Below are 20,550 nucleotides of genomic sequence, written 5' to 3'. Positions count from 1 at the left end.
ACTACTCAAGCAACGTTCGCCGCCTGCGGCGCTGTGATGCCTTGCACGTCGTAGTAATGAGAGATCAGCTCGTCGCAGATGGCCGGCCAGGTGCGGTGCAGAACCGACTTACGAGCGGCGTCGCCGAAGCGGGCGCGGGCGATGGGTTCGGCCAGTGCTCCGACGGCGCTGGGCAGTAGCTCGGTGAACCTCTCGACCGGCAGCAGATAGCCGTTGCGGCAATGCGAGATCAGATCGCGCGGGCCGCCGGCGTCGGGTCCGATGACGGGCACTCCGCTGGCAAGTGCTTCCTGCACTGCCTGGCAGAAGGTTTCGTGTTCGCCGGGATGCACGAAGACGTCGAAACTGGCGTACGCCTGCGCGAGTTCGACGCCACCGAGTTGACCGGTGAAGATCGCGGTGGGCATCAGTTTCTGCAGCGCTGCAGTGTCGGGTCCGCCGCCGACGATCACCAGCTGGATCGACGGGTCTGCGGCGAGGACGGCGAGCCGCTCGACATGCTTCTCCGGGGCGAGCCTGCCGACGAAGCCGACGATCAGCTTCTCGCCTGCTCCCCACTGGCTCCTGAGCGTCTGCGACTTGGCAGAGGGCGCGAAGCGGACGGCGTCCACTCCCCTGGCCCACCGATGGACGCGCGGGATGCCGTGCAGCTCCAGAGCGTCGACGGCGGAGGTGGACGGTGCCAGGGTGCGGGCCGCGCCGCGGTGCAGTCTCCTGGTCCAGCGCCACGCCGCCTTGGACGTCAGGCCCAGGCCGTAACTCGCGGCGAAACCGGCGACATCGGTCTGATAGACGGCAACTGCGGGCACGTCCAATCGGTTGGCGGCGGCCAGGCCACCGGCCCCGAGCAGGAACGGCGAGGCCAGATGCACGACGTCGGGGGCGAACTCGCGCAATGCCGACACCATGCCGAGTCCGGGGACCCCGACGGGCAACGAGCTCACCTTCGGAACCATCACGGACGGCACCCGATGCACCGGAACGTTGTCGTGCCACGTCGCAGCCTTCGGGCCGGACGGATTGTCCGGGGCGATGACGATGGCATCGTGCCCGGTCTTGTCGAGGTGTTCGAGGACACGGATCACCGAGTGGGTGACGCCGTTCATGTTGGGTAAGAACGATTCCGCAACGATGGCTACTCGCACGATCCTCAGTGTGGGCGGCCTCGCCGTCGACCAGGTATGGACAACGTTACGTGTGGGCCAACGTCACACGAATTGCGTGAGCACCCACGACGGATCGGGGTTGGTGCGGTGCTCGGACGCGGCGAACACCGTCGGGACCGTCTCGTTGCCGTCGTTGACCGACCGAACCCGCGCTGCCGCAGCAGGATCCTGGCGGATGCTCGTCCACACTGCTTTCTTCCCGCGTAGCAGCAGCGCCACCCGCAGTCGCAGGCAGAAGATGCAGCCCGGGCGCCAGTAGATCAACGGCACCGACTTCTCTGCCGCGAGCACTCGCGAGGCGTCGTCGGACAGAGAACGCGGATACAGCACCGGAGTCGTCAGAACGAGTAGGAACACCACGGCAAGCACCATCACGACGATCGACGACGCGATGTTGCCGAAATTCACCAACGCGAACCCGGCCACCGCGGCGAGAGCGGCGATGCCCCACTGCTTGGCGTTACGCATACTTTGCCTCCTTGCGACGGAGCCAGAACAACACAGGCCCGGCTATCAACCATGTGACGACGATGACCGATCCGGCCGGAACGATGGCGACGGTGGCGTCACGGCCTGCGACCCGCACCAGCAATTCGACGTCGTCGGGGTCGGCCTTGTAGTACTCGACCTCGATGCGTTGGCCCGCGACGAGGTTGGTGGGATACAGGACGCCGAGCGCCGGGTTGTGCGTCACGCCGTCCGGAGTGATGAAGCTGACGGCCGACCGCAGCTTGCCTGCCGACAGTACTTCGGCGGTGGCGGTGCCCTTGTCGGAATCGATGGTGACGTCGTTTCGCCAGGCTCCGACCACCAGCAACACCGCCAGCACCGAAATCGAAGTGGCGACCACGAGCACGACGAGCCGGGTCCTGCGCAGGGTTCGGCTGCCTCGGGCTGTGTCGGTCACTTCGACAGATTACTTCGCAGCCGATCGGGCTCGGCTCGGGTAGCGTCTGCTCTCATGTCTCGCAGCTTCGAATTCACCGTCGAATCGCCCAATCCTCCCGCTGAAGTGCACGCCGCACTCACCAGCGAGGACCAGTGGGCAGCCCGCTTCGCCAAGGCGAAGAAGACGGACGGGTACGAGATGACCAAGCACCCCGACGGCGGTCTGACGGTCGACATCACCGAAGAGGTCGGCACCTCCGAACTCCCCGGATTCGTCACGAAGGTCATCAAGGGCAAGCTGATCGTCTCCCGCACCGATCACTGGGGTCCGCTCGAGGGCGACCACGCCGAGGGAACGCTGATCGGCGGCACCACCGGTCTACCGGCGAAGGTGAACGGCACGCTGTCTCTTCGACCCGACGGAACCGGTGCGAAGTTGGTCGTCAAGGGCGAATCGACGGTGAAGATTCCACTCGTCGGCGGCAAGATCGAGGACCTGATCAACAAGATGATCAAGGACATGATCGACCAGGAGACCGGCGAAACGCTCGAATGGGTTGCGGCGCAACAGAGCTAGCGGATGTCTATGCCCGGATCCCTGTGGGCGTAGAAGATCATCTCTCGACCCGGTCGGTCGGGAGCATCGCGGACCTCGCGGATCGTGAACCCGTGCTCGACGAGGGCACCTTCCACCTCGTCGCGCTCGCGGAACCGCAGCGTCGAATTCGACGTCAGCACTTCACCGTCACTGGCGAAGACGTACGTCCACCGAAAACTCACCACAGGCCCGTTCACCTCGGTGGTCTCCAGCCAGCTCTCCACCCGGCCCACACCCGGAATCTCGCGCACTGCTAAGGAGTCTCGTCTGTTCCACTCGGTCCAGGCCGTGCGAGTAGGTATGCGAGTCTCGAACACCAGACATCCGTCCGGACGCAGTGCATCGTGGATTCGCGCCAGCGTGAGCGACCAGTCGTCGTCGTCGACGATGGCCTGCGCGACGTTGCCCGTCATCGTCACCAGATCGACCTGGAGTGCCGGTAGGTCCCCGGCGTACCCCTGAACCCACCGAATCTGTTCGGCACCCGGTTTGCGTCGGGCCACCTCCAGTGATCCGGCCGCCGGATCGAGTGCGGTCACCGCTATCCCACGAGAGGCCAGGAGCAGCGCCAAAGCCCCTGTTCCGCAACCGATATCGAGCACATCGCGAGCATCGACATCCTGGGCCGCCGACACGTAGACGTCCAGATCGGAGCGCTCGCCTTCGAGCGCATCGTAGATGGCCGTCAGCCGGGGATGCTCGAACATCCGATCGGGCACGCTCTCTCGCCCCTACTACAACCGGGCGCGAATTGCCGCGTGCAGATCGCGCAATCCCGATCGCTCCGTGGTCACTTCCAACACCCTGATCCCCTCGGCATGCGCGGTGAGTTCGGTTGCCAGCTCGGACAACTCGACCAAGCGATGCTCCACACGGTAGGCCGCGCACAACGCTCCGAGATCCATTCCGTGTGGCGTACCGAATACTCGCTCGAACACGCCCGCATACTGCGGATCCCCCTGCTCGAGCAGCTCGAAGATACCGCCGCCGTCGTCGTTCGCGACGACGATCGTCAGATCGTCGGGACGCGGCTCGCCGGTTCCGATGAGCATGCCCGCTGCGTCGTGCAGAAACGTCAGGTCCCCGAGAAGCGCTATGGTGCGCCGCTTTCCGGCCATCGCGGCACCGATGGCCGTCGAGACGGTGCCGTCGATGCCGGCAACGCCGCGATTGGAGAGGACCTTCACGCCCGGGATCGGAGTCGAGACGAGTGCTGCGTCGCGCACGGGGTTGGAAGCTCCGAGCACCAGCTGATCGCCGGGCTGCAGCGCAGACATCACGACGTCGGCCACGTGCAGCCCCGTCGGCTTGGGATGCTCTCGAAGTTGTTCGTGCACAGCCAGTTCGGCCCTGTCGGACAGGGTGGCGCAACGGGCGATCCAGGCGGGGTCGGGCGCACCGGTGGTGACCGCTCGGGTGCCGGTGGCCAACACGTTGCCCGAGACGTCGGGCCAACGCGGTCCGGTGGTGAGCGCGATGACGTCGACGGCGGGGTCGGCAAGCAGCGCCGAGACCTGGCGGTGCAGTGTCGGACGACCGGTGATGACGGCCTGACGCGGTTTCAACTGCGCCAGAGCCAAGGGGTGCAACGCAATTCCGTGCAGCGGCGCGGTCGGCTCGGCGACGGTCGGCAAGCCGGCAAGCTCAGGACGAACGGCGCCGCCGTGCCCGGATACGACCACGGTGTCGATTGTCAGGTCCAGCTCGACCGGCACGTCCAGCGTCGCCTGGGTGGTCGACGTCCACGGCATCCCGTCGGGACGCCCTTCGGGCCGCGCCCCCGGATCGCCGAAGGCGGGAACCAGAGGTTCACGCAGTGGAATATCGAAGTGCACGGGCCCGGCGTTGCCCGAGCGAGCGCCGCGCGCCGCAGCGATGACTCGCGAGACCGCGCTGCGCCACTGACTGTTCTGTTTCGGCCCCTCCTCGGCGAGCCCGAGGCTGATGGTCGCGCGAACCTGGGATCCGAACAGGCCGAGCTGCTCGATGGTCTGGTTGGCTCCGGTACCGAGCATCTCGTAGGGCCGGTTGGCACTGATGACGATCAACGGGATGCGGGCGTAGTTCGCTTCGAGTACGGCGGGTCCGAGGTTCGCCACCGCCGTCCCCGACGTCATCACCACCGGAACGGGCTGGCCGCTGCCCAGGCTCAATCCGATGGCAAGAAATCCGGCGGTGCGCTCGTCGATCCGCATGTGCAACCGCAGACGTCCGGCCACGTCGGCTTCCTGCAACGCGAACGCCAGCGGGGCGTTCCGCGAGCCGGGGCAGAGCACGACGTCTTCGATCCCGCTGCGCGCCAGTTCGTCGACGACAGCAGTGGCCTGAGCAGTGGACGGGTTCACGGTTTCCAGAGTGTCAGATGCTCCGGTCGGCCGCCGCAACCGGGCTTTGACAGTATTGAGGGGTGCGTACAGTCTTCCGACCCGATGAGGTCACCCCACGTCGCTTCTACCAGCTCCTGACTGCATCGGTGGTGCCCAGGCCCATCGCGTGGGTGTCCACCGTGTCCGCCGACGGTGTGGCGAACCTCGCGCCCTACAGCTTCTTCACGGTCTCCTCGGTGGAGCCGCCGGTCGTGCAGTTCACGTCGGTGAGCCGAAAGGACAGCCTGCGCAATATCGAGGCCACCGGTGAGTTCGTCGTCAATCTGGCGACGGCACCGTTGGTCGATCAGGTCAACGACAGCTCGGCGAGCTTCGATCACGGCGTCAGCGAGTTCGAAGCGGTCGGCATCGAGAGCGAGCCCAGTGCGATCGTGACGCCGCCGCGAGTGGCGGCCGCACCGATCGCCATCGAGGCGACGTTGCATCGCGTCGTCGAGGTGGGCAACTGCTTCGTCGTCATGGGCACCGTCGTCGCGCTGTCGGTACGACCCGAATTCCTCGCCGAGGACGGACTCCCCGAGTTCGAGACCATTGCCCCGCTCAGTCGCCTCGGCCGTACCGAGTGGGGATTGCCGCCCGAGGTTCGTGAGATCGAGCGACCTTCTTGATTCGCTGGCTGCTGCTGATAGCCGTCACGGTCGGACTGACCGTCGGAGCCGATGCGCTCGGTGTGCCGTCGGCGGCATTGTTCGTTGCGTTGTTGGTGGCCGTGGTGTTCGCACTCGCCGGTTGGGCTCCGACAACGGGCACCGAACGGGCACCGCTGCCGCGCCGACTCGGGATGGCGGCGCAGGCGATACTCGGCGTCGAAATCGGAACACTGGTGCAGCGTGAGACCCTGAGCTCGCTGGGCGATACGTGGCTGCCGGTACTGCTGGCGTGCATCGGCACCCTGCTGCTGTCGATCGCGGCAGGAGCGCTGCTCGGACTTCGCAAAGATATCGATTCGCTGACCGGTTCTCTGGCCCTCGTCGCGGGCGGAGCGTCGGGGCTGGTGGCGATCACGCAGGAGCTCGGCGGCGACGAACGAGTCGTGGCGGTGGTGCAGTATCTCCGCGTCGTGCTGGTGACCACTACGTTGCCACTGGTCGCGACCCTGGTGTTTCGCGCTCAGCCCGGACAATCGACGGTCACCGCCGACGTGCACGAGGCGCTCTGGATCGATCTCACGTTCGTCCTGATCTGCGGCGTCATCGGCGTGGTGCTGGCTCGCGCGATCCGGCTGCCCGCCCCCGCCCTGCTCGGCCCTTTGATCATGGCCACGCTCGCCGATGTACTCGGCGTCTCGTTCGACGCATCCGTCCCGACGCTGTTGCTGTGGGCGGCGTACATCGTGATCGGCTGGCAGGCCGGGCTGCGCTTCACCGTCGCCAGCCTCAAGTCGATCTCACGGGTGCTGCCCGCATCGCTGATGTTGATCATCGCCGTCACGGTCGGCTGCGCGATGCTCGGATTGTGGTTGGCGTCGGCAACCGGAACGAGCGGGTACGAGGGCTACCTCGCGACTACGCCGGGCGGGGTCTACGCGGTACTTGCCATCGCGGCCTCGACCGGCGCGAACGTGACGTTCGTCGTGGCTGCCCAGGTCATCCGGGTGTTCATGATGTTGTTCGCGGTGCCCGTCGGAGCCAAGGTGGTCCAGCGGTACCGGCGCGGCCGGCCCGACTGAGACATCGACGCAACCCCATCGGTGATTAGGGTCGGCTAACCTCTGCGACATGAGCAAGTACCTCAAGCCGGACAAGCCCGCTTTCTACCGCCTCACCGTGCTCGAGAGCGACCGAATCAGCCCCAGCTTCATCCGGGTCACCCTCGGCGGCGATTCGATGTCGAACTTCCGATACATGGGCTACGACCATTGGTTTCGCCTGTTTCTGCCGCAGCCGGGTCAGGACGAGCCGCGCATCCCCAGCACCACCTCGATGCTCTGGTACGCGCAGTATCTGGCGTTCTCCAAGGACACCAAGCCGGTGGTCCGCAACTACACCATCAGCCGGTACCGGGCTGCGGGACAGGGCAAGCACGGCGACGGCCCGGAGCTGGATGTGGACTTCGTGGTGCACGGGAGTGGGGCCGGCGGATCTGGTGGCGGCAGTGGCCCGGCGTCGGTGTGGGCGCAGAAGGCCGCTCCGGGCGACCGGGTCGCGATTCTCGACGAAGGGCGCATCTACACCGACGACGGACGATCGAGCTGGCAGTTGCTCGTCGGCGACGAGAGCGCGGCCCCGGCCGTTCTCGGCATTCTGCGGTCGTCATCGGAGGACGTTCGGGTCAAGGCCTTCATCGAAGTTCCCACCGAGGCCGACATCCAGATGCAGGACGTGCAGGCAGGCGTCGAGATCGAATGGATCGTGCGCCCCAATCCTCACGCCAAGCCCGGTGACGCAGCGTTGGCCGCGGTGCAGAAGGCCGAGCTGCCCGACGGACATCCCGTCGTCTACGTGGCAGGGGAACAGGGACTGGCGACGGGCCTGCGCCGATACCTGGTGAACGAGCGTTCCGTGCCCAAGTCGCAGATCTGCTTCACCGGATACTGGAAGTTCGGTAAAGCCGCCCCGTAGCGCTCGATTAGTGTGATCTCACATGTCCGGCTCCGTAAAAGGTCACACCGTCGTCACCGACTCGGTAGGGGTCGACGGCGCACCGTACGCATCACTGCGCGCTCGGCCGCTCCCCCGGGCCGAGCGGTACGAACTGGGTCGACGCCTGCGCGAGAAGGTGCCGATCGCCTCGCTCGGGGAGTGGACAGCGCCGCCGGATCGCCCCGACCCGGTCAAGCAGATCGAATACTCGCATCAGGGCCGCATCGAATGGTTGATTCCCACCCGCCTCGAGCGGATGGTCGAATCCCCCTACGGATTTCTGCGCGGAACGGCCATCGTCATGGCTCGGGACGTCGCGATGCTGCCCTCGACCGGAATCAACCCGGTGATCAGCGGCGACGCCCACCTCGGCAATTTCGGCTTCTACGCCTCGCCGGAACGTGACCTCGTCATCGACCTCAACGATTTCGACGAAGCGCATCCGGGAGCCTGGGAGTGGGATCTACGACGCCTCGCCGCGAGCATCTGGGTGGCCGGGCGGCAGAACGGACGCAGCGAGGATCAGTGCCGCGATGCCGTCACCGCCTGTGTGTCCTCGTATCGGATCGAGGTGGCCAGGCTGGCGGACGAGCCGCTGATGTCGCGCTCGTTCCAGCGTCTGACGGCAGAGAAACTGCAACGGGACGCCACCGCCGGATCGTTGCGCAAGGAGATCAAGCGCGCCACCAAGAAAGCGCGTCGGCGCACCAGTGATCGCGTGTTGCCTCGATTCACCGAGGAGCACGAGGGCAAGCGCAGGATCGTCGAGGAGCCGCCGATCACCACACGCATCTCGGCGAAGGACGAAGAGCTCCTCGCCGTCGGGCTGGACGAATACCTGCTCACCCTCACCCCGCATTGGCGTCGGGTGCTGGGGGGATACACGTTGATCGACGTCGCGCACCGAGTCGTCGGAGTCGGCAGTGTCGGGCTTCGGGCGTACGTCGCGCTACTCGAGGGCACCAGCGAGGACGATGTGGTGTTTCTGCAGCTCAAGCAGGCCAGACGGTCGGTGCTCGCACCGTACGTGCACGGCGAATCGGCGTGGCACGACCATCAGGGACAACGAGTCGTGGAGTACCAACAGGATCTGCAGACGGTGAGCGATCCGCTGCTGGGCTGGACCACTATCGCCGGCCGGCAGTACTACGTGCGGCAGTTCCGCAACATGAAGGGGACGATCGATCTCTCGTCGATCGATGCACCGGCCCTGGTGGACTACGCGCGGGTGGTGGGGCGCCTCCTGGCCAAGGGACATGCCCGCACCAGCGGCGCATCGATGATCTCGGGATACACCGGCGATTCCGATGAGCTCGACGTTGCTTTGGGCCGATTCGCGCGGCTGTATGCAGATCAGACCGAGGCCGATTGGGAGCGGTTGAGCGCTACGCGCATGTGAGCAGAAACTCGTAGCAGGGTACGAGGTGGGAGTGGAGCCCGCGGAACGACCCGAGGGCTCCACGCTCACATGCGGCGAAGCCGCTCAGGCGTGCTTGGTGACCAGGTCACCCACCCGAGGCAGTGCCTCGGTGACGTTCTTCTTGGCCGAGCCACGCAGGCTGCCGTAGAACTTCTTCACGACGGACTTGTCGGTTTCCTCGATGCGCGCATCGGTGACCGAGAGCAATGCGTCGGAGGCGGCGTCGCCGTTCGCGGCGAGGTACTCACCGAACGTGCCCTGCGGGGCAGCGTTGTACGACTGCCAGAACGGGTCGAGCTTGTCCACGAAATCGGGCCACAGAGCCGAGACCGCGCTGTCGATGTACGACGGCCCGACCTTCTTCACTGCGCCGTATCCCCCCTTGACCGCGAGCCCGCTCGCGCCCTTCTTGTCCGCAACCTCGGCGTCGATCAGCGCCAGGACATCGACGCGCAGCGCGTCGGCCTTCGACTCGTCGAGCAGCGAATCCTTCAGTGCAGCAACCACTTCGAAGTTCCTCCCAGATGTGTAGCGGCCCAACGCGGACCGGGCGCAAGACTACCGCAGAAGGGCGTGGCAGCGCCGAACTCGATCGATCCACCACTGCGTGCGCTCGGCGTCGGCACCGAGTTCGATCAGGGCCTGCGCATCCGGTTCGGCGCTGCGCACCGGATACGTTCCGTCGACCACGTCCGGTGCCGGGGCGACGTCACGGACGAACAGGCTGCCCGTCCCCAATCCGCACGCGAATTCGAGATGCGGCAGCGCAGCGGCTGCGGCCAACCCGGCCGAGATACCGACCGCGGAATCGAGCGCACTCGACACCACCACCGGCACGCCGTACTCCCCCAGTTCGCCGGCCAGTTCGAGCACCGCCCGCATCCCGCCCAGCGGAGCGACCTTCAGCACCGCGATGTCGGCTCCGCCTGCCCGCACGACCCTCATCGGGTCTTCGGCTCGGCGGATGCTCTCGTCGGCGGCCACCCGTATCCCCGGTGTTCGACGCCGCAGTTCGACGAGCTCGGCAACGGTGGCACACGGTTGCTCGGCGTACTCGAGGGGACCGTCGGCTGTCAGGGCCGCCAGCGCCGTCACCGCCTCGTCGACGGTCCAGCCGCCGTTGGCGTCGATTCGGACCCGCGGCACCAGCTCGCGCACTGCACGGACGCGAGCGACGTCGTCGGCGAGGGTCTGCCCTTTCTCGGCCACCTTCACCTTCGCCGTCTCGGCCCCGGGAGACCGACTCAGCACCGACGCCACCTCGGAGGCAGGCACCGCAGGAACCGTCGCGTTCACCGGGATGCGTCGACGCAGTGGGCTCGGCGGGCCCTCCCACGCAGCCTCGATCGCCGACGCCAACCACGGAGCCGATTCGCCGTCGTCGTACTCGGTGAACGGCGAGAACTCACCCCATCCGGCGGGCCCCTGAATCAACATCACCTCGCGGGTGGTGATGCCGCGGAATTTCGTCCGCATCGGCATCGAGAGCACGTGTGCGCCGTCGAGCAGATCGTCGACCGCCGGGATCATTGCTGCCCCGGAAGCAACTGCACCATCAACGCCTCACAGTCGGCCAACAGGTTGCCGTCCAGATCGGTGAGCCGAGCGTTGATGAACGTCTTACGCCCCTCCACCCTGTCCACTGCACCCTCGACGACCAGCTCGGTGTTCAGCGGCGTCACCTTGCGGTAGTTGATGTGCAGGTACGCCGTCCTGCTGATGGGCCTGCCGTAGGCGTGCTGGATCAGGCCGAAGAGGTCGTCGAACAGCAGGGGCAGCGTGCCGCCGTGCGCGGCGGAGTTACCACCGAGATGGAAACGCCGGAACATGCCCCGGCTGCGGACGCCGTCGGCGTCGATCTTCTCGATGATCCAGGGCATCAGCAACAGCGAGCCTCGGCCCGGCAGACGCGGAACTCGCCCGGCCGTCTGACGGCCCTCGGCCACCACGTGCGGCGTCAATAGTTCGATCAGTTCTCGGGCCTTGCCTGCGGCTGTCTCGGCGACCTCGGCAGGCAGCGAGGTGGACACCGCGAGGTCCTGCACCGTGCGCAAGGCCTCGAGCAGCTGCCCGTATTCCGGGCCCACCTTCGCCGGCACGAAACGCGGGAAGCCTCCGTGATGGTCGTAATCGCGGTCGAGCTGCTTCGGATCGGTCATGACTGCACGCTAGCTGCACCGACCGGTCGGCACGGATGCAACCCCGGCCACCGTTAAGCTGACGCCCGTGACCTTCACTCCCGAGCTGTGGCTCCCCGTTCCCGGTTTCGAAGATCTGACCGACATCACGTATCACCGGCACGTGTCGGATGCGACCGTGCGAGTTGCGTTCGATCGTCCCGAGATTCGCAACGCGTTTCGGCCGCACACTGTCGACGAGCTCTACCGCGCGCTCGAGCACGCACGGGTGAGCTCCGACGTGGGAACGGTGCTGCTCACCGGAAACGGGCCGAGCAGCAAGGACGGCGGCTGGGCCTTCTGCTCCGGCGGCGATCAGCGCATTCGTGGACGAAGTGGTTACCAGTATGCGGACGGTGAAACGGCCGAGACGGTCGACAAGGCTCGCGCCGGCCGCCTGCACATCCTGGAAGTACAGCGGTTGATCAGATTCATGCCCAAGGTCGTCATCTGTCTGGTCAACGGCTGGGCAGCGGGCGGGGGCCACAGCCTGCACGTGGTGTGCGATCTGACGCTGGCGAGCCGCGAGCACGCTCGGTTCAAGCAGACCGACGCCGATGTCGGCAGCTTCGACGGTGGCTACGGCAGCGCGTACCTGGCCAAGATGGTCGGTCAGAAGTTCGCCCGAGAGATATTCTTCCTCGGCGAGACGTACTCGGCCGAGGAGATGCACCGCATGGGCGCGGTGAACAAGGTGGTCGATCACGCCGAGCTAGAGAACACGGCCATCGAGTGGGCCGCGAAGATCAACGCGAAGTCCCCCCAGGCGCAACGGATGCTCAAGTATGCGTTCAACCTGCAGGACGACGGCCTGGTGGGCCAGCAGTTGTTTGCCGGTGAAGCGACTCGCCTGGCGTACATGACGGACGAGGCCGTGGAGGGGCGCGATTCGTTCCTGGAGAAGCGCGAGCCCGACTGGTCACCGTTCCCTCGTTATTTCTGACCCGCTCGTGAACTCCCCAGGCGGCTCTCGGAACGCACTCGTGCGTTGGTTTCTGCAGCCGTTCGACTACGCCTGGATGGCGGATTTTCAGAACTCGCGTCCCACCGGACGACTCATCCGCTGGGTGATGGCCGTCCTGACGCTGAACTACGGCGCTCTTGCGGTGGTGTCTCTCTTTTCCGTCGGCACCTCGCGGAGCGTCGTCGCGATCGGCTGGAAAGCCGTCTTGCTCGTGATGGTCGTGGTGGTTGCGGCGGCGTGGATCACCAGGCCGTTCCCCGGCCGATTGGGGGTGGTGGCCTTCGCCGTGTTCGCCGACCTGGGCACAGCGTCCGCGCTCCTGATCAACCCGATCGTGGACGCCATTCTCACGTGCGCACTGTTCGCCGTGATCGGCACCTTCTGCACGTTCTTCCTCAGCCCGCGCTGGCTGGTGGCCCATTTGTTCTTCGCAGTGGCGTGCACTGTCGCGGCTGCAGTGGCGACCCACGCTGCCGACGACGTGGACATCGCATCGTTGATCTTCCGGACCAACGTGGTGCTGTTGGCGATCGCCGGGGTTCCGCTGACCTCGCACCTGCTGGTGACCGTTCTGACCGAGGACGCTCGAAGTTCCTTTCTCGATCCGCTCACCGGACTGCTCAATCGACGCGGACTCGATGCGGCCGTGGACGACGTGTGGCTGCTCGGGCGGGACCAGGATCGGTGCGTGGCCGTGCTGGTGGTGGACATCGACCGCTTCAAAGCCGTCAACGACCGCTACGGGCACGAGGAAGGAGACGCGGTCATCGTGCGCGTCGCCGAGCGGCTCGGATCCCACCTCGGCGAGTACGGGGTGCTCGCCCGCACCGGCGGTGAGGAGTACCTCGCCGTGGTGTCGACGTCGCGATTGCACATCGACGCGCTGATCCACGGAGTGCGCCGAGCCCTACGCGACCCGGCCGACTCCGTCTCGGTGACCGTCAGCATCGGGGCAGCCATCGTGTACTGGGATTCGGCGCTGTGGGATCAGGACGTCGACATCGTCACGCGCGCAACACGGGTGGCGGACTCGATGATGTACGAGGCCAAGGCTGCGGGCGGCGATCGGGTGATCAAGAGCGTGCTGTGAGTCGAACCCGCCGAGTGGAGCCCGCGGAACGACCATGATCCGGAACGACCGCGCGTGAGCGTGGTATCCATGCGGGGTGGACATCCTCGCTTCTCGGACAATTCTGCGGCCGGCCGACTATCGGAAGACCCTCGAGTTCTATCGCGATGGCCTCTCTCTTGCCGTGTTTCGGGAGTATCCCGGCGGCACGGTGTTGTTCGTGGGCCAGGGTTTGCTCGAGATCGCGGCGCATCATCGCGGCGACGAGCCAGGAACGTTCTCCGGCGCGCTGTGGCTGCAAGTACGCGACATCGACTCGGTAACCGAGGAATTGGAATCAGCGGGGATTCCGATCGTGCGCGAGGCGCGAACGGAACCGTGGGGCCTGATCGAAATGTGGATCGAGGATCCGGACGGGATTCGGATCGTGCTGGTGCAGATCCCGCAGGATCACCCGCTACGACGAGACAACCGCTAACCGCTGCCCACGCTGTCGGCGATCGTACGCAGTACCGACTGCGCCGACTGCGGCCGCGACCACAGGTACCCCTGTGCCAGGGTGCACCCGAGTTCGAGTGCAGCGTCGGCCTGTTCGCGGCTTTCGATGCCTTCGACGATCATCGTCAGATCGAGGTCCTTCGCGACTCCGGCCAGCGACCTGATCATCGCCCGTCCGGCGACGGTATCGACGAACCGCGTCAGGTGACCGTCGATCTTGATGCCGTCGGGCTGCAATGTCACCAACCGTTCGAGCGAGGACCAGCCCGAACCGAAATCGTCGAGCAGCACCCGGAAGCCCAGCCGATGCACGTCGTCGATGTGCCGGCGCAGCAACGGGCCCGGTGTCACGGCGGTGGTTTCGGTGAGTTCGAGCGAGATCGACGACGGGGACACTCCGGACGACGCGATGGCGCGTTCGAGGTGGCTGACGCCGTCGGGGTGGGCGAGGTGGCGTCCGGAAATGTTGACTGTCAGCCGAAGGTCGGGACGGTGGACGTGCCACTTCTTCATCTCGGCGGCGGCCTGGGTGAGCACACTGAGGTCGACGTCGATGATCAGTTCGCTGGCCTCGGCGAACGGGACGAAATCCGCCGGTACCACCATCCCACGGGTGGGGTGGTGCCAGCGCGCCAACGCCTCGAAGCCGACGATCTCCTCGGTCCGCAGATCCACGATCGACTGGAACCAGGGCACGATGTGACCGTCGGCAATGGAGTCGGCGATGTCGTTGTCGCTGCCCAAGCGGATGACGCCGGATCCGACGCGGCGATGCAGATCGAGTTGCTCCTCGAGCACCGACGCGAACTGTTCGAGTTCCTGCATCTGCTCACCCGAGAGTGATCGCGGCGTGCGATCGAGCAGGCACAGGGTGCCGATGACCAGACCTTCTCGACCGCGCAACGGAACGGAGGCGTAGGACGCGATGCCGTTGTCGTCGAGGATGGCGCGCTGCCGGGTGGTGGCGTGCACGCGCCCGAGCGCGACGACTGCGGGGTCCCCGGTTCGCACCACGTCGTCGCACAGCGTGTCGGCTCGGTCGACGGTGGACACCGGCGGCCCGCCCACGTTGACCAGCGTGTACTGAGTGTCTTCGTCGAGCACGTTGAGCTGGGCGATGGCGAATCCGACGCTGCGAGCGGCGAATTCGACCGTCGAACGCAACGCTGGAGTGGTCGCCTCGAAATCGAGATATCGACGAGCGGAGTCGCTCTGTCGGCGAGACTGGGAGCGCGCGGTGTCCGCGACCTCACCGTCCACCGGCATCTCCTCACCCAAGACCGGGCCCGTTCTGGAACCGGATCCACGTGAGCTTAACCGGGCGAGTTCGGCAGATTCGACCGATAGCCCAACTCGGAGTGGTCACAACGACGGATAGCGCGTGTGAAGAAGACGGTGCCGCAGTACCGCAGCTGCGAGCCGCTTGCCTTCTTCGGTCGCGACCGATCCGGCAGTGTGCGATCCGGACGTACGATCGCCTTCCGAGAACTCGACTGCTCCGAGTGCGCTCAGCTCGGCCACCAAGGTCCTGGCCAGGGGTTCGGCATGCTCGGGAGACGGAGCCTCGCCTGCGTGGGTCCATCCTTCGGCACGCAACAGTCGCGCCAGGTCGTCGGCGCTCGTCTCCACGTCGGAGACGTCCTGACCGACGATCATGCGAGCAAGAATCACCTCCGCGGCAATCGTGTCCGGGTGATATCCAGTGCCGACGATGCCGCCGGTGAGCACACGCCACAGTCCGTCGGAGCTGAGCTGCCGGGTGCGGGCGGTGGGCACCAACCGTCCGGCGGATCGACGCAGCAGACGCACCCGCATGAGCAGGCGTCGGAGCACGAGAATCTTCTCCGTGTCGAGTTCACGACCGATACGGGAGGGACGCTCGTTCGGAGGAAAAACGGTGTTCGCGATGGTTGCCACCAACTCGTCGGGCAAGTAGCCGGCATCGGTCAACGCGACACCGTCACCGATGCATCCGATGAAGGTCTCCAGCCTGCGAACGCAGCCGTACATCGGCTCGACGGCATCGTGCAGCGCGTCGCGCAGCCCCAGATAGAGCTCTGCCCGCGGTGCGCTGTAACCACTCCAGAGTTCGATGCGGTGGTCGAGCAGTTGCTCCAGCAGAACGGCCTCGGAGTGGTCCCTCCCGCGATCGGAGGTCAACACCGCGTCGGTGACGCCGCGTCGCCGCATGGCCCGCGCGTTGGCACCGAGTGGTCTACCACCCGGCCTCGACGGTTCGAACTCGCCGGCGATGGTCGCCACTTCCAGTGTCTCGCCGATCTTTTCGACGATGACCCGCTCGATGCCGGTGGGGGCGTCCTGCCAGGTGACCAGTTCTGTGTCGAGGGCACCGATGCCCGACTGATCGGTGGCCGCGCGGTACTTCTGCAACCAGGCCGCGTCGTCGGGTGTTCGGACGAGCTCCTCGGTGACCGCGCTGCGCGCGATGTCTGCGTATCCGACGCGGCCGAGGCGGTCGAGCAACTCGCCGAGCGCGCGAGCGATGTCGACGCCGCGATCGGGACCCTCCGCGGCGTGCCGCAGATAGACCCAGAGAAAGGACTGCACAGAATGCTGAGTGGGGCCCGCAGGCGGAGACACGCCGACCAGACCGTCCCACCCCAGACGCGCATCGGCAGCGAGCGCGGGATCGACGGAATCGAAATACGACAGAGCGGCCGACACCGCGTCGTCCATGCTCGATCCCTTCACGGTTTCCACTGTTCCACAACGGCTCGGTTCGAGGCGACGACCGCCGTGTGCTGCGACACAGCAAAATTGGACATATAAGGCAAAAAGGTGAACGGGAGGTGAACTGCGGGCGACTTCACAGCGCCCAAGAAGAACACTTCGCAAGAAATTTCCGCGAAACAACGTTCATGTCCCACACTTTCCACCGTGAGCGCTGAATTCCTCGTACTTCTCGTGGTGGTCGTGACGGCATTGGCCTTCGACTTCACCAACGGTTTCCACGACACCGCCAACGCCATGGCGACGTCGATCGCGACGGGGGCACTGAAGCCCAAAGTCGCGGTCACCCTGTCTGCCGTCCTCAACCTGGTCGGTGCCTTCCTGTCCGTAGAGGTGGCTGCCACCGTCGCGAAAGGCATCGTCAACCTCGGCGACACCGGCGGCCAAGCCCTGCTGACCATCATCTTCGCCGGCCTCGTCGGCGGCATCCTGTGGAACCTCGCCACCTGGCTGCTCGGCATCCCGTCGAGCAGCTCGCACGCACTGTTCGGCGGCCTCATCGGTGCCACCATGGCGGGGCTGGGAACCAGCGGTGTCGTGTGGGACGGGGTGTGGAGCAAGATCGTCTTGCCAGCCGTGCTCGCCCCCATCGTCGCCGGACTCGTGGCCACCGTCGGAACCTGGATCATCTACCGCATCACCGACGCAGTTCCCGAGAAGTCGAAGGAGCGCGGATTCCGCTGGGGCCAGATCGGTTCGGCCTCGCTCGTATCGCTCGCGCACGGCACCAACGACGCCCAGAAGACGATGGGCGTGATCTTCCTGGCGCTCGTTGCCTACGGCACCGTCTCACCCGATGCCGAGATGCCCCTGTGGGTCAAGGTCACCTGTGCACTCGCCATCGCGTTGGGCACCTACCTCGGCGGCTGGCGCGTCATCCGCACCCTGGGCAAGGGCCTGGTCGAGATCGCATCTCCGCAGGGCATGGCCGCCGAATCATCCTCGGCAGCAATCATTCTGACGTCGAGCCACCTCGGCCTCCCGCTCTCGACCACCCAGGTTGCCACCGGCTCGATCCTCGGATCGGGACTCGGCAAGCCCGGTGCCGCAGTGCGATGGAACGTCGCAGGCCGCATGGCCGTCGCCTGGGTCATCACCCTTCCGCTCGCCGGAGTGGTCGGTGCCGCATGCTGGCTGCTCGCACACACGATCGGCGGTCTGCCCGGCATCCTCGTGGTCTTCGCCATCCTCGTCGGCCTGGCCACTGTCATGTACATCCGCTCGCGCCGCGAACCCGTCGATCCGGACAACGTGAACGCCGAGTGGGACGGCGGACTCGTTCCCGCCGCCACCGAAGCCGACTCCCCCGCGAAGGTCTGAAGACACCATGGAAACCCTCAAGCACACGCTCGATTCGCTCTGGCAGGTAGTTCTCGTCGGACTCCTGCTCGGTGCCGGACTGCCCGCGATCTTCGCTTTCGGACTCAAGGCACTCTCGGTCGGTGAGCCCTCGGACGAGGCCACCGCCGCAGGCACCACCCGGGTGGCCCGCCCGGCCGTCGCCACTGCCGCGGCCGTCCTCTGTTTCGCAGTGGTCGTCGTCGCGATCGTGGCCGGAATCCTCTTCATCATGAAGAACTTCCTCGACAGCACATTCGGCATCTCCGTCTTCTGACACCCGAGAAGGGGTACAGCTCTCATGACCGACTCGACCAAGACCGCATTTCCGGCCTCGGTGCTCGAATGGCTCCGAGCCGGATATCCCGAGGGCGTTCCGCCCAAGGACCGCTTCCCGCTCGTCGCGCTCCTGCGCCGCGCCGCACTCACCGACGTTCAGGTGCAGGAGATCGTTCTCGAACTGGTCTCTCCCGCCAACGGCGCACTCGACGACGGTGCCATCTCGCACGACGAGATCGCGACGTACATCCGCGAACAGATCGACGCCGAGCCGACGGCCGAGGACATCTCTCGTGTCTCGGCGCGGCTGGCAGCCGGTGGTTGGCCGCTCGCGGATCCGGCGGCCCTGTAAGTCCATGTCGGTCCCGTCGTTCCTCCACTCGATCGTCGGGTGGCTTCGCGGTGGGTATCCCGACGGGGTACCCGAAGCGGATTACGTTCCCCTCCTTGCTCTTCTGAATCGGCGACTGTCCGACGACGAAGTGCAGTCGGTGATGGATGCCCTCATCGCCGACGGCCAGCTGCCTGCCGACAAAGCAGGTATTTCCGTCACCATCACCAAGGTCACCAACGAGATGCCCCGGGAAGAGGACGTCAACCGGGTACGCGCGAACCTCGCCGCCGGTGGCTGGCCACTGGCCGACCCGTTCACGCTCCGCCGCGAGGACTAACCTCGCACGTGTGCTCGAGAGCGTTCCCATACCGACCGGACCAGCCGCGGCAGACATCCTGCCGCGGCTGAGCCGTGTGCTGGCCGGTGACGGACCGGCCGTACTTCCCGTCCCCGCCGACGACCCGCGCGAGATCCGACGCCTGCACGACGCGTTGGCACCCGGCACACCTATCGAGGACGGCGTCGCACTGGTCGTCGCAACGTCGGGCACAACGGGAATACCCAAGGGTGCCATGCTGTCTGCATCCGCTCTGGTCGCGTCGGCGACGGCCACCGAGGAGCGGCTCGGCGGGCCTGGCTCGTGGCTGCTGGCGCTGCCCGCACACCACATCGCCGGGATGCAGGTCTTGCTGCGCAGCGTGCTCGCCGGAACCTCGCCGGTGATCATGGATGTGTCCCACGGCTTCGACCCGGTCGCCCTGATCGAGTCGGTGGGCCGGATGTCGGGTCCCCTGCGCTACACGTCCCTGGTTCCCGGCCAGTTGGTGAAGGCATTCGAGAACCCCGAGGCCGTGACTGCGTTGGCCTCGCTCGATGCCGTGTTACTGGGCGGCGCGGCAACGCCGATTCCGTTGCGGGAGAAGGCACATGCCGCAGGAATCCGCTTGGTTCGAACGTACGGCATGAGCGAAACCGCAGGCGGCTGCGTCTACGACGGAGTTCCGTTACGCAACACGGTGGTGCGCATCGACGAGGGCAGGGTCGTGTTGGGCGGAAGAACCCTGGCCTCGGGATATCGCGGGTTACCCGATCACCCGGCGTTCGCCGAGCCGGGATGGTTCCGCACGGACGACGCGGGAACAATGGTCGACGGGGTATTGAGCATTACCGGCCGACTCGACGAGGCCATCTCGACGGGTGGCTTGACCGTCGTACCGCAGGTCGTCGAAGCGGCGCTGGCAACGCATCCCGCGGTCCAAGAGTGCGCGGTCGTCGGATTACCGGACGAGCGCCTCGGCCAGAAAGTGGTGGTCGCGGTGGTCGCCTCCGCGCAGGTCACGTTGGCGGAGTTACGCTCTCACGTCGCATCGTCGTTGGACATCACGGCCGCGCCACGTGAATTGTTTCTGGTCGAATCACTGCCGACCCGAGGCCCGGGAAAATTGAACCGCGCAGAATTGCGGGCAATGCTGGGGAAGCGCTGAGCGGGCCGCTGCTCGGCTCGTTCGGGCGCAAACGCGAGCGCGTTTGTCAGGTGCGCGCGAGATAGTTGGCGAACCCGCGCGCGTTCGGCAAACGCGAGCGCGTTTGCGGCGGTCAGTTCAGCGGCGTGCCTTGATGGTGCACCAATTCCCATCCCGATTCGATGCGACGCCACAGCGATGTTCGACGCGCCCGCATGCCCGACCGTCGCGAAATCCAGTGCACCAGAACCAAATCCGTACTGATTGATCGCCCACTCGGTTCGAGCACCTCGATCTCGGCGGAATCTTCGCTGCTCAGTAGGTCGAGGATCGACGCCTTGTCCCACACCGCGCCCGAGGCGCCCACTTCGGTGAAGTCGTCGGCGAGCAGACTGACCAGCCGCCCGCGGTTGCGTCGACATTCTGGGGTCTGCAACTCTCGCTCGAGCTCGAGAACTGTCGACAGGTCGGTGTCCGAACAGGGCTCATCGTTGGGCGACATGAGTCACTGTCTCACGCACGAACGCGAGCGCATTCGCCAGGTGCGCGCGAAATAGATGGCGCCGAGGTAGCGAACTCGCGCGCGTCTGGCAAACGCGCGCGCGTTTGCGCTCGATCAGGGGCCGGGGCAGGGGA

General features: G+C 66.0%; 24 protein-coding genes. 13 read left to right on the top strand and 11 right to left on the bottom strand.

What is annotated here, in order from left to right; all coding sequences use genetic code 11:
- Window positions 1-5: 5 nt before the first annotated feature.
- The 3 genes from CH294_RS15425 to CH294_RS15415 form a co-directional block, all read right to left on the bottom strand.
- On the bottom strand, window positions 6-1,145 hold the full coding sequence (locus tag CH294_RS15425; protein ID WP_212709804.1) for a glycosyltransferase family 1 protein: 1,140 nt from the start codon (window positions 1,143-1,145) through the stop codon (window positions 6-8).
- Window positions 1,146-1,208: 63 nt separating this feature from the next.
- Entirely contained in the window at window positions 1,209-1,634 is a 426-nt protein-coding gene (locus CH294_RS15420) for a glutaredoxin domain-containing protein (protein ID WP_032401915.1), read from the bottom strand.
- On the bottom strand, window positions 1,627-2,073 hold the full coding sequence (locus CH294_RS15415; protein WP_052058672.1) for a DUF3592 domain-containing protein: 447 nt from the start codon (window positions 2,071-2,073) through the stop codon (window positions 1,627-1,629). The genes CH294_RS15420 and CH294_RS15415 overlap by 8 nt, the downstream gene beginning before the upstream one ends.
- Before the next feature lie 54 nt (window positions 2,074-2,127).
- Here CH294_RS15415 and CH294_RS15410 point away from each other — a divergent pair, with 54 nt between their 5' ends.
- Window positions 2,128-2,631 (top strand): DUF2505 domain-containing protein, encoded by a 504-nt coding sequence (locus CH294_RS15410; RefSeq protein ID WP_094704049.1) that lies wholly within the window; start codon window positions 2,128-2,130, stop codon window positions 2,629-2,631.
- Here the strand turns inward: CH294_RS15410 and CH294_RS15405 are convergent.
- Together CH294_RS15405 and menD are read right to left on the bottom strand one after the other, a co-directional pair.
- Complete coding sequence (locus tag CH294_RS15405) at window positions 2,628-3,371, bottom strand: class I SAM-dependent methyltransferase (RefSeq protein WP_094738442.1); 744 nt, start codon at window positions 3,369-3,371, stop codon at window positions 2,628-2,630. The two genes, CH294_RS15410 and CH294_RS15405, sit on opposite strands and share 4 nt — an antisense overlap.
- Window positions 3,372-3,386: 15 nt before the next feature.
- Entirely contained in the window at window positions 3,387-4,997 is a 1,611-nt protein-coding gene (gene menD, locus CH294_RS15400; protein ID WP_094738441.1) for a 2-succinyl-5-enolpyruvyl-6-hydroxy-3-cyclohexene-1-carboxylic-acid synthase, read from the bottom strand.
- A gap of 62 nt (window positions 4,998-5,059) precedes the next feature.
- Between menD and CH294_RS15395 the strand changes: the two genes are divergently transcribed.
- Genes CH294_RS15395 through CH294_RS15380 form a run of 4 tightly spaced genes read left to right on the top strand, consistent with a single transcriptional unit; the run spans window position 5,060 to window position 9,020 of the window.
- Complete coding sequence (locus CH294_RS15395; RefSeq protein WP_032401911.1) at window positions 5,060-5,647, top strand: flavin reductase family protein; 588 nt, start codon at window positions 5,060-5,062, stop codon at window positions 5,645-5,647.
- Window positions 5,644-6,708 (top strand): AbrB family transcriptional regulator, encoded by a 1,065-nt coding sequence (locus CH294_RS15390; RefSeq protein WP_032401910.1) that lies wholly within the window; start codon window positions 5,644-5,646, stop codon window positions 6,706-6,708. Before CH294_RS15395 ends, CH294_RS15390 begins: the two co-directional genes overlap by 4 nt.
- Before the next feature lie 49 nt (window positions 6,709-6,757).
- Window positions 6,758-7,600 (top strand): siderophore-interacting protein, encoded by an 843-nt coding sequence (locus tag CH294_RS15385; protein ID WP_094738440.1) that lies wholly within the window; start codon window positions 6,758-6,760, stop codon window positions 7,598-7,600.
- A gap of 22 nt (window positions 7,601-7,622) precedes the next feature.
- Window positions 7,623-9,020: a DUF2252 domain-containing protein gene (locus CH294_RS15380; protein ID WP_032380430.1), complete on the top strand. Its 1,398-nt coding sequence runs from the start codon at window positions 7,623-7,625 to the stop codon at window positions 9,018-9,020.
- 84 nt (window positions 9,021-9,104) lie between these two features.
- Here CH294_RS15380 and CH294_RS15375 read toward each other — a convergent pair whose 3' ends face one another.
- The 3 genes from CH294_RS15375 to CH294_RS15365 are packed head-to-tail and all read right to left on the bottom strand — an operon-like array spanning window position 9,105 to window position 11,200.
- Complete coding sequence (locus CH294_RS15375; protein WP_032380429.1) at window positions 9,105-9,548, bottom strand: hypothetical protein; 444 nt, start codon at window positions 9,546-9,548, stop codon at window positions 9,105-9,107.
- 51 nt (window positions 9,549-9,599) lie between these two features.
- On the bottom strand, window positions 9,600-10,571 hold the full coding sequence (locus tag CH294_RS15370; protein ID WP_094738439.1) for an o-succinylbenzoate synthase: 972 nt from the start codon (window positions 10,569-10,571) through the stop codon (window positions 9,600-9,602).
- The gene (locus CH294_RS15365; RefSeq protein WP_037153693.1) at window positions 10,568-11,200 is read right to left on the bottom strand and encodes a PaaI family thioesterase; all 633 of its coding nucleotides are present in this window, start codon (window positions 11,198-11,200) and stop codon (window positions 10,568-10,570) included. The genes CH294_RS15370 and CH294_RS15365 overlap by 4 nt, the downstream gene beginning before the upstream one ends.
- Window positions 11,201-11,267: 67 nt before the next feature.
- Here CH294_RS15365 and CH294_RS15360 point away from each other — a divergent pair, with 67 nt between their 5' ends.
- The 3 genes from CH294_RS15360 to CH294_RS15350 all read left to right on the top strand — a co-directional run bounded on the left by CH294_RS15360 (window position 11,268) and on the right by CH294_RS15350 (window position 13,729).
- Window positions 11,268-12,161, top strand: a complete 894-nt coding sequence (locus tag CH294_RS15360) for a 1,4-dihydroxy-2-naphthoyl-CoA synthase (RefSeq protein WP_032401906.1) — start codon at window positions 11,268-11,270, stop codon at window positions 12,159-12,161.
- 40 nt (window positions 12,162-12,201) lie between these two features.
- The gene (locus CH294_RS15355) at window positions 12,202-13,272 is read left to right on the top strand and encodes a GGDEF domain-containing protein (RefSeq protein WP_249305310.1); all 1,071 of its coding nucleotides are present in this window, start codon (window positions 12,202-12,204) and stop codon (window positions 13,270-13,272) included.
- Window positions 13,273-13,348: 76 nt separating this feature from the next.
- Window positions 13,349-13,729, top strand: coding sequence for a VOC family protein (locus CH294_RS15350; protein ID WP_094738438.1), 381 nt, complete (start codon window positions 13,349-13,351; stop codon window positions 13,727-13,729).
- On the opposite strand, the gene CH294_RS15345 is transcribed toward CH294_RS15350, so the two are convergent.
- Window positions 13,726-15,015, bottom strand: coding sequence for an EAL domain-containing protein (locus CH294_RS15345; protein WP_037153698.1), 1,290 nt, complete (start codon window positions 15,013-15,015; stop codon window positions 13,726-13,728). The two genes, CH294_RS15350 and CH294_RS15345, sit on opposite strands and share 4 nt — an antisense overlap.
- A gap of 96 nt (window positions 15,016-15,111) precedes the next feature.
- On the bottom strand, window positions 15,112-16,461 hold the full coding sequence (locus CH294_RS15340) for a hypothetical protein (protein WP_037153889.1): 1,350 nt from the start codon (window positions 16,459-16,461) through the stop codon (window positions 15,112-15,114).
- A gap of 186 nt (window positions 16,462-16,647) precedes the next feature.
- Between CH294_RS15340 and CH294_RS15335 the strand changes: the two genes are divergently transcribed.
- The 5 genes from CH294_RS15335 to menE are packed head-to-tail and all read left to right on the top strand — an operon-like array spanning window position 16,648 to window position 19,935.
- A complete protein-coding gene (locus CH294_RS15335; RefSeq protein ID WP_032380423.1) occupies window positions 16,648-17,820 on the top strand; it encodes an inorganic phosphate transporter in 1,173 nt (390 codons plus the stop codon).
- 7 nt (window positions 17,821-17,827) lie between these two features.
- Window positions 17,828-18,115 carry a hypothetical protein gene (locus tag CH294_RS15330; protein WP_032380422.1) on the top strand — a complete coding sequence of 96 codons (288 nt, stop codon included), beginning with the start codon at window positions 17,828-17,830 and terminating at the stop codon, window positions 18,113-18,115.
- A 24-nt stretch (window positions 18,116-18,139) separates the two neighbouring features.
- Complete coding sequence (locus CH294_RS15325) at window positions 18,140-18,469, top strand: DUF3349 domain-containing protein (RefSeq protein ID WP_037153701.1); 330 nt, start codon at window positions 18,140-18,142, stop codon at window positions 18,467-18,469.
- Between the two features lie 4 nt (window positions 18,470-18,473).
- On the top strand, window positions 18,474-18,788 hold the full coding sequence (locus tag CH294_RS15320; RefSeq protein WP_032380420.1) for a DUF3349 domain-containing protein: 315 nt from the start codon (window positions 18,474-18,476) through the stop codon (window positions 18,786-18,788).
- A gap of 10 nt (window positions 18,789-18,798) precedes the next feature.
- Window positions 18,799-19,935 carry an o-succinylbenzoate--CoA ligase gene (gene menE, locus CH294_RS15315; protein WP_094738437.1) on the top strand — a complete coding sequence of 379 codons (1,137 nt, stop codon included), beginning with the start codon at window positions 18,799-18,801 and terminating at the stop codon, window positions 19,933-19,935.
- A 112-nt stretch (window positions 19,936-20,047) separates the two neighbouring features.
- Here menE and CH294_RS15310 read toward each other — a convergent pair whose 3' ends face one another.
- Entirely contained in the window at window positions 20,048-20,416 is a 369-nt protein-coding gene (locus tag CH294_RS15310) for a DUF4440 domain-containing protein (RefSeq protein WP_094738436.1), read from the bottom strand.
- Window positions 20,417-20,550 lie beyond the last annotated feature (134 nt).

The organism is Rhodococcus sp. 14-2483-1-1, from assembly GCF_002259335.1.
Lineage (GTDB): Bacteria > Actinomycetota > Actinomycetes > Mycobacteriales > Mycobacteriaceae > Rhodococcoides.
This window is presented reverse-complemented; position numbering and strand designations above follow the sequence as displayed.

Bases quoted from the DNA above. Each gene is read 5' to 3' on its own strand.
- CH294_RS15325 (WP_037153701.1), top strand. From the start codon at position 18,140: ATGACCGACTCGACCAAGACCGCATTTCCGGCCTCGGTGCTCGAATGG.
- CH294_RS15365 (WP_037153693.1), bottom strand. From the start codon at position 11,200: ATGACCGATCCGAAGCAGCTCGACCGCGATTACGACCATCACGGAGGC.
- CH294_RS15420 (WP_032401915.1), bottom strand. From the start codon at position 1,634: ATGCGTAACGCCAAGCAGTGGGGCATCGCCGCTCTCGCCGCGGTGGCC.
- CH294_RS15385 (WP_094738440.1), top strand. From the start codon at position 6,758: ATGAGCAAGTACCTCAAGCCGGACAAGCCCGCTTTCTACCGCCTCACC.
- CH294_RS15345 (WP_037153698.1), bottom strand. From the start codon at position 15,015: ATGCCGGTGGACGGTGAGGTCGCGGACACCGCGCGCTCCCAGTCTCGC.
- CH294_RS15380 (WP_032380430.1), top strand. From the start codon at position 7,623: ATGTCCGGCTCCGTAAAAGGTCACACCGTCGTCACCGACTCGGTAGGG.
- CH294_RS15320 (WP_032380420.1), top strand. From the start codon at position 18,474: ATGTCGGTCCCGTCGTTCCTCCACTCGATCGTCGGGTGGCTTCGCGGT.
- CH294_RS15410 (WP_094704049.1), top strand. From the start codon at position 2,128: ATGTCTCGCAGCTTCGAATTCACCGTCGAATCGCCCAATCCTCCCGCT.
- CH294_RS15330 (WP_032380422.1), top strand. From the start codon at position 17,828: ATGGAAACCCTCAAGCACACGCTCGATTCGCTCTGGCAGGTAGTTCTC.
- CH294_RS15310 (WP_094738436.1), bottom strand. From the start codon at position 20,416: ATGTCGCCCAACGATGAGCCCTGTTCGGACACCGACCTGTCGACAGTT.
- CH294_RS15370 (WP_094738439.1), bottom strand. From the start codon at position 10,571: ATGATCCCGGCGGTCGACGATCTGCTCGACGGCGCACACGTGCTCTCG.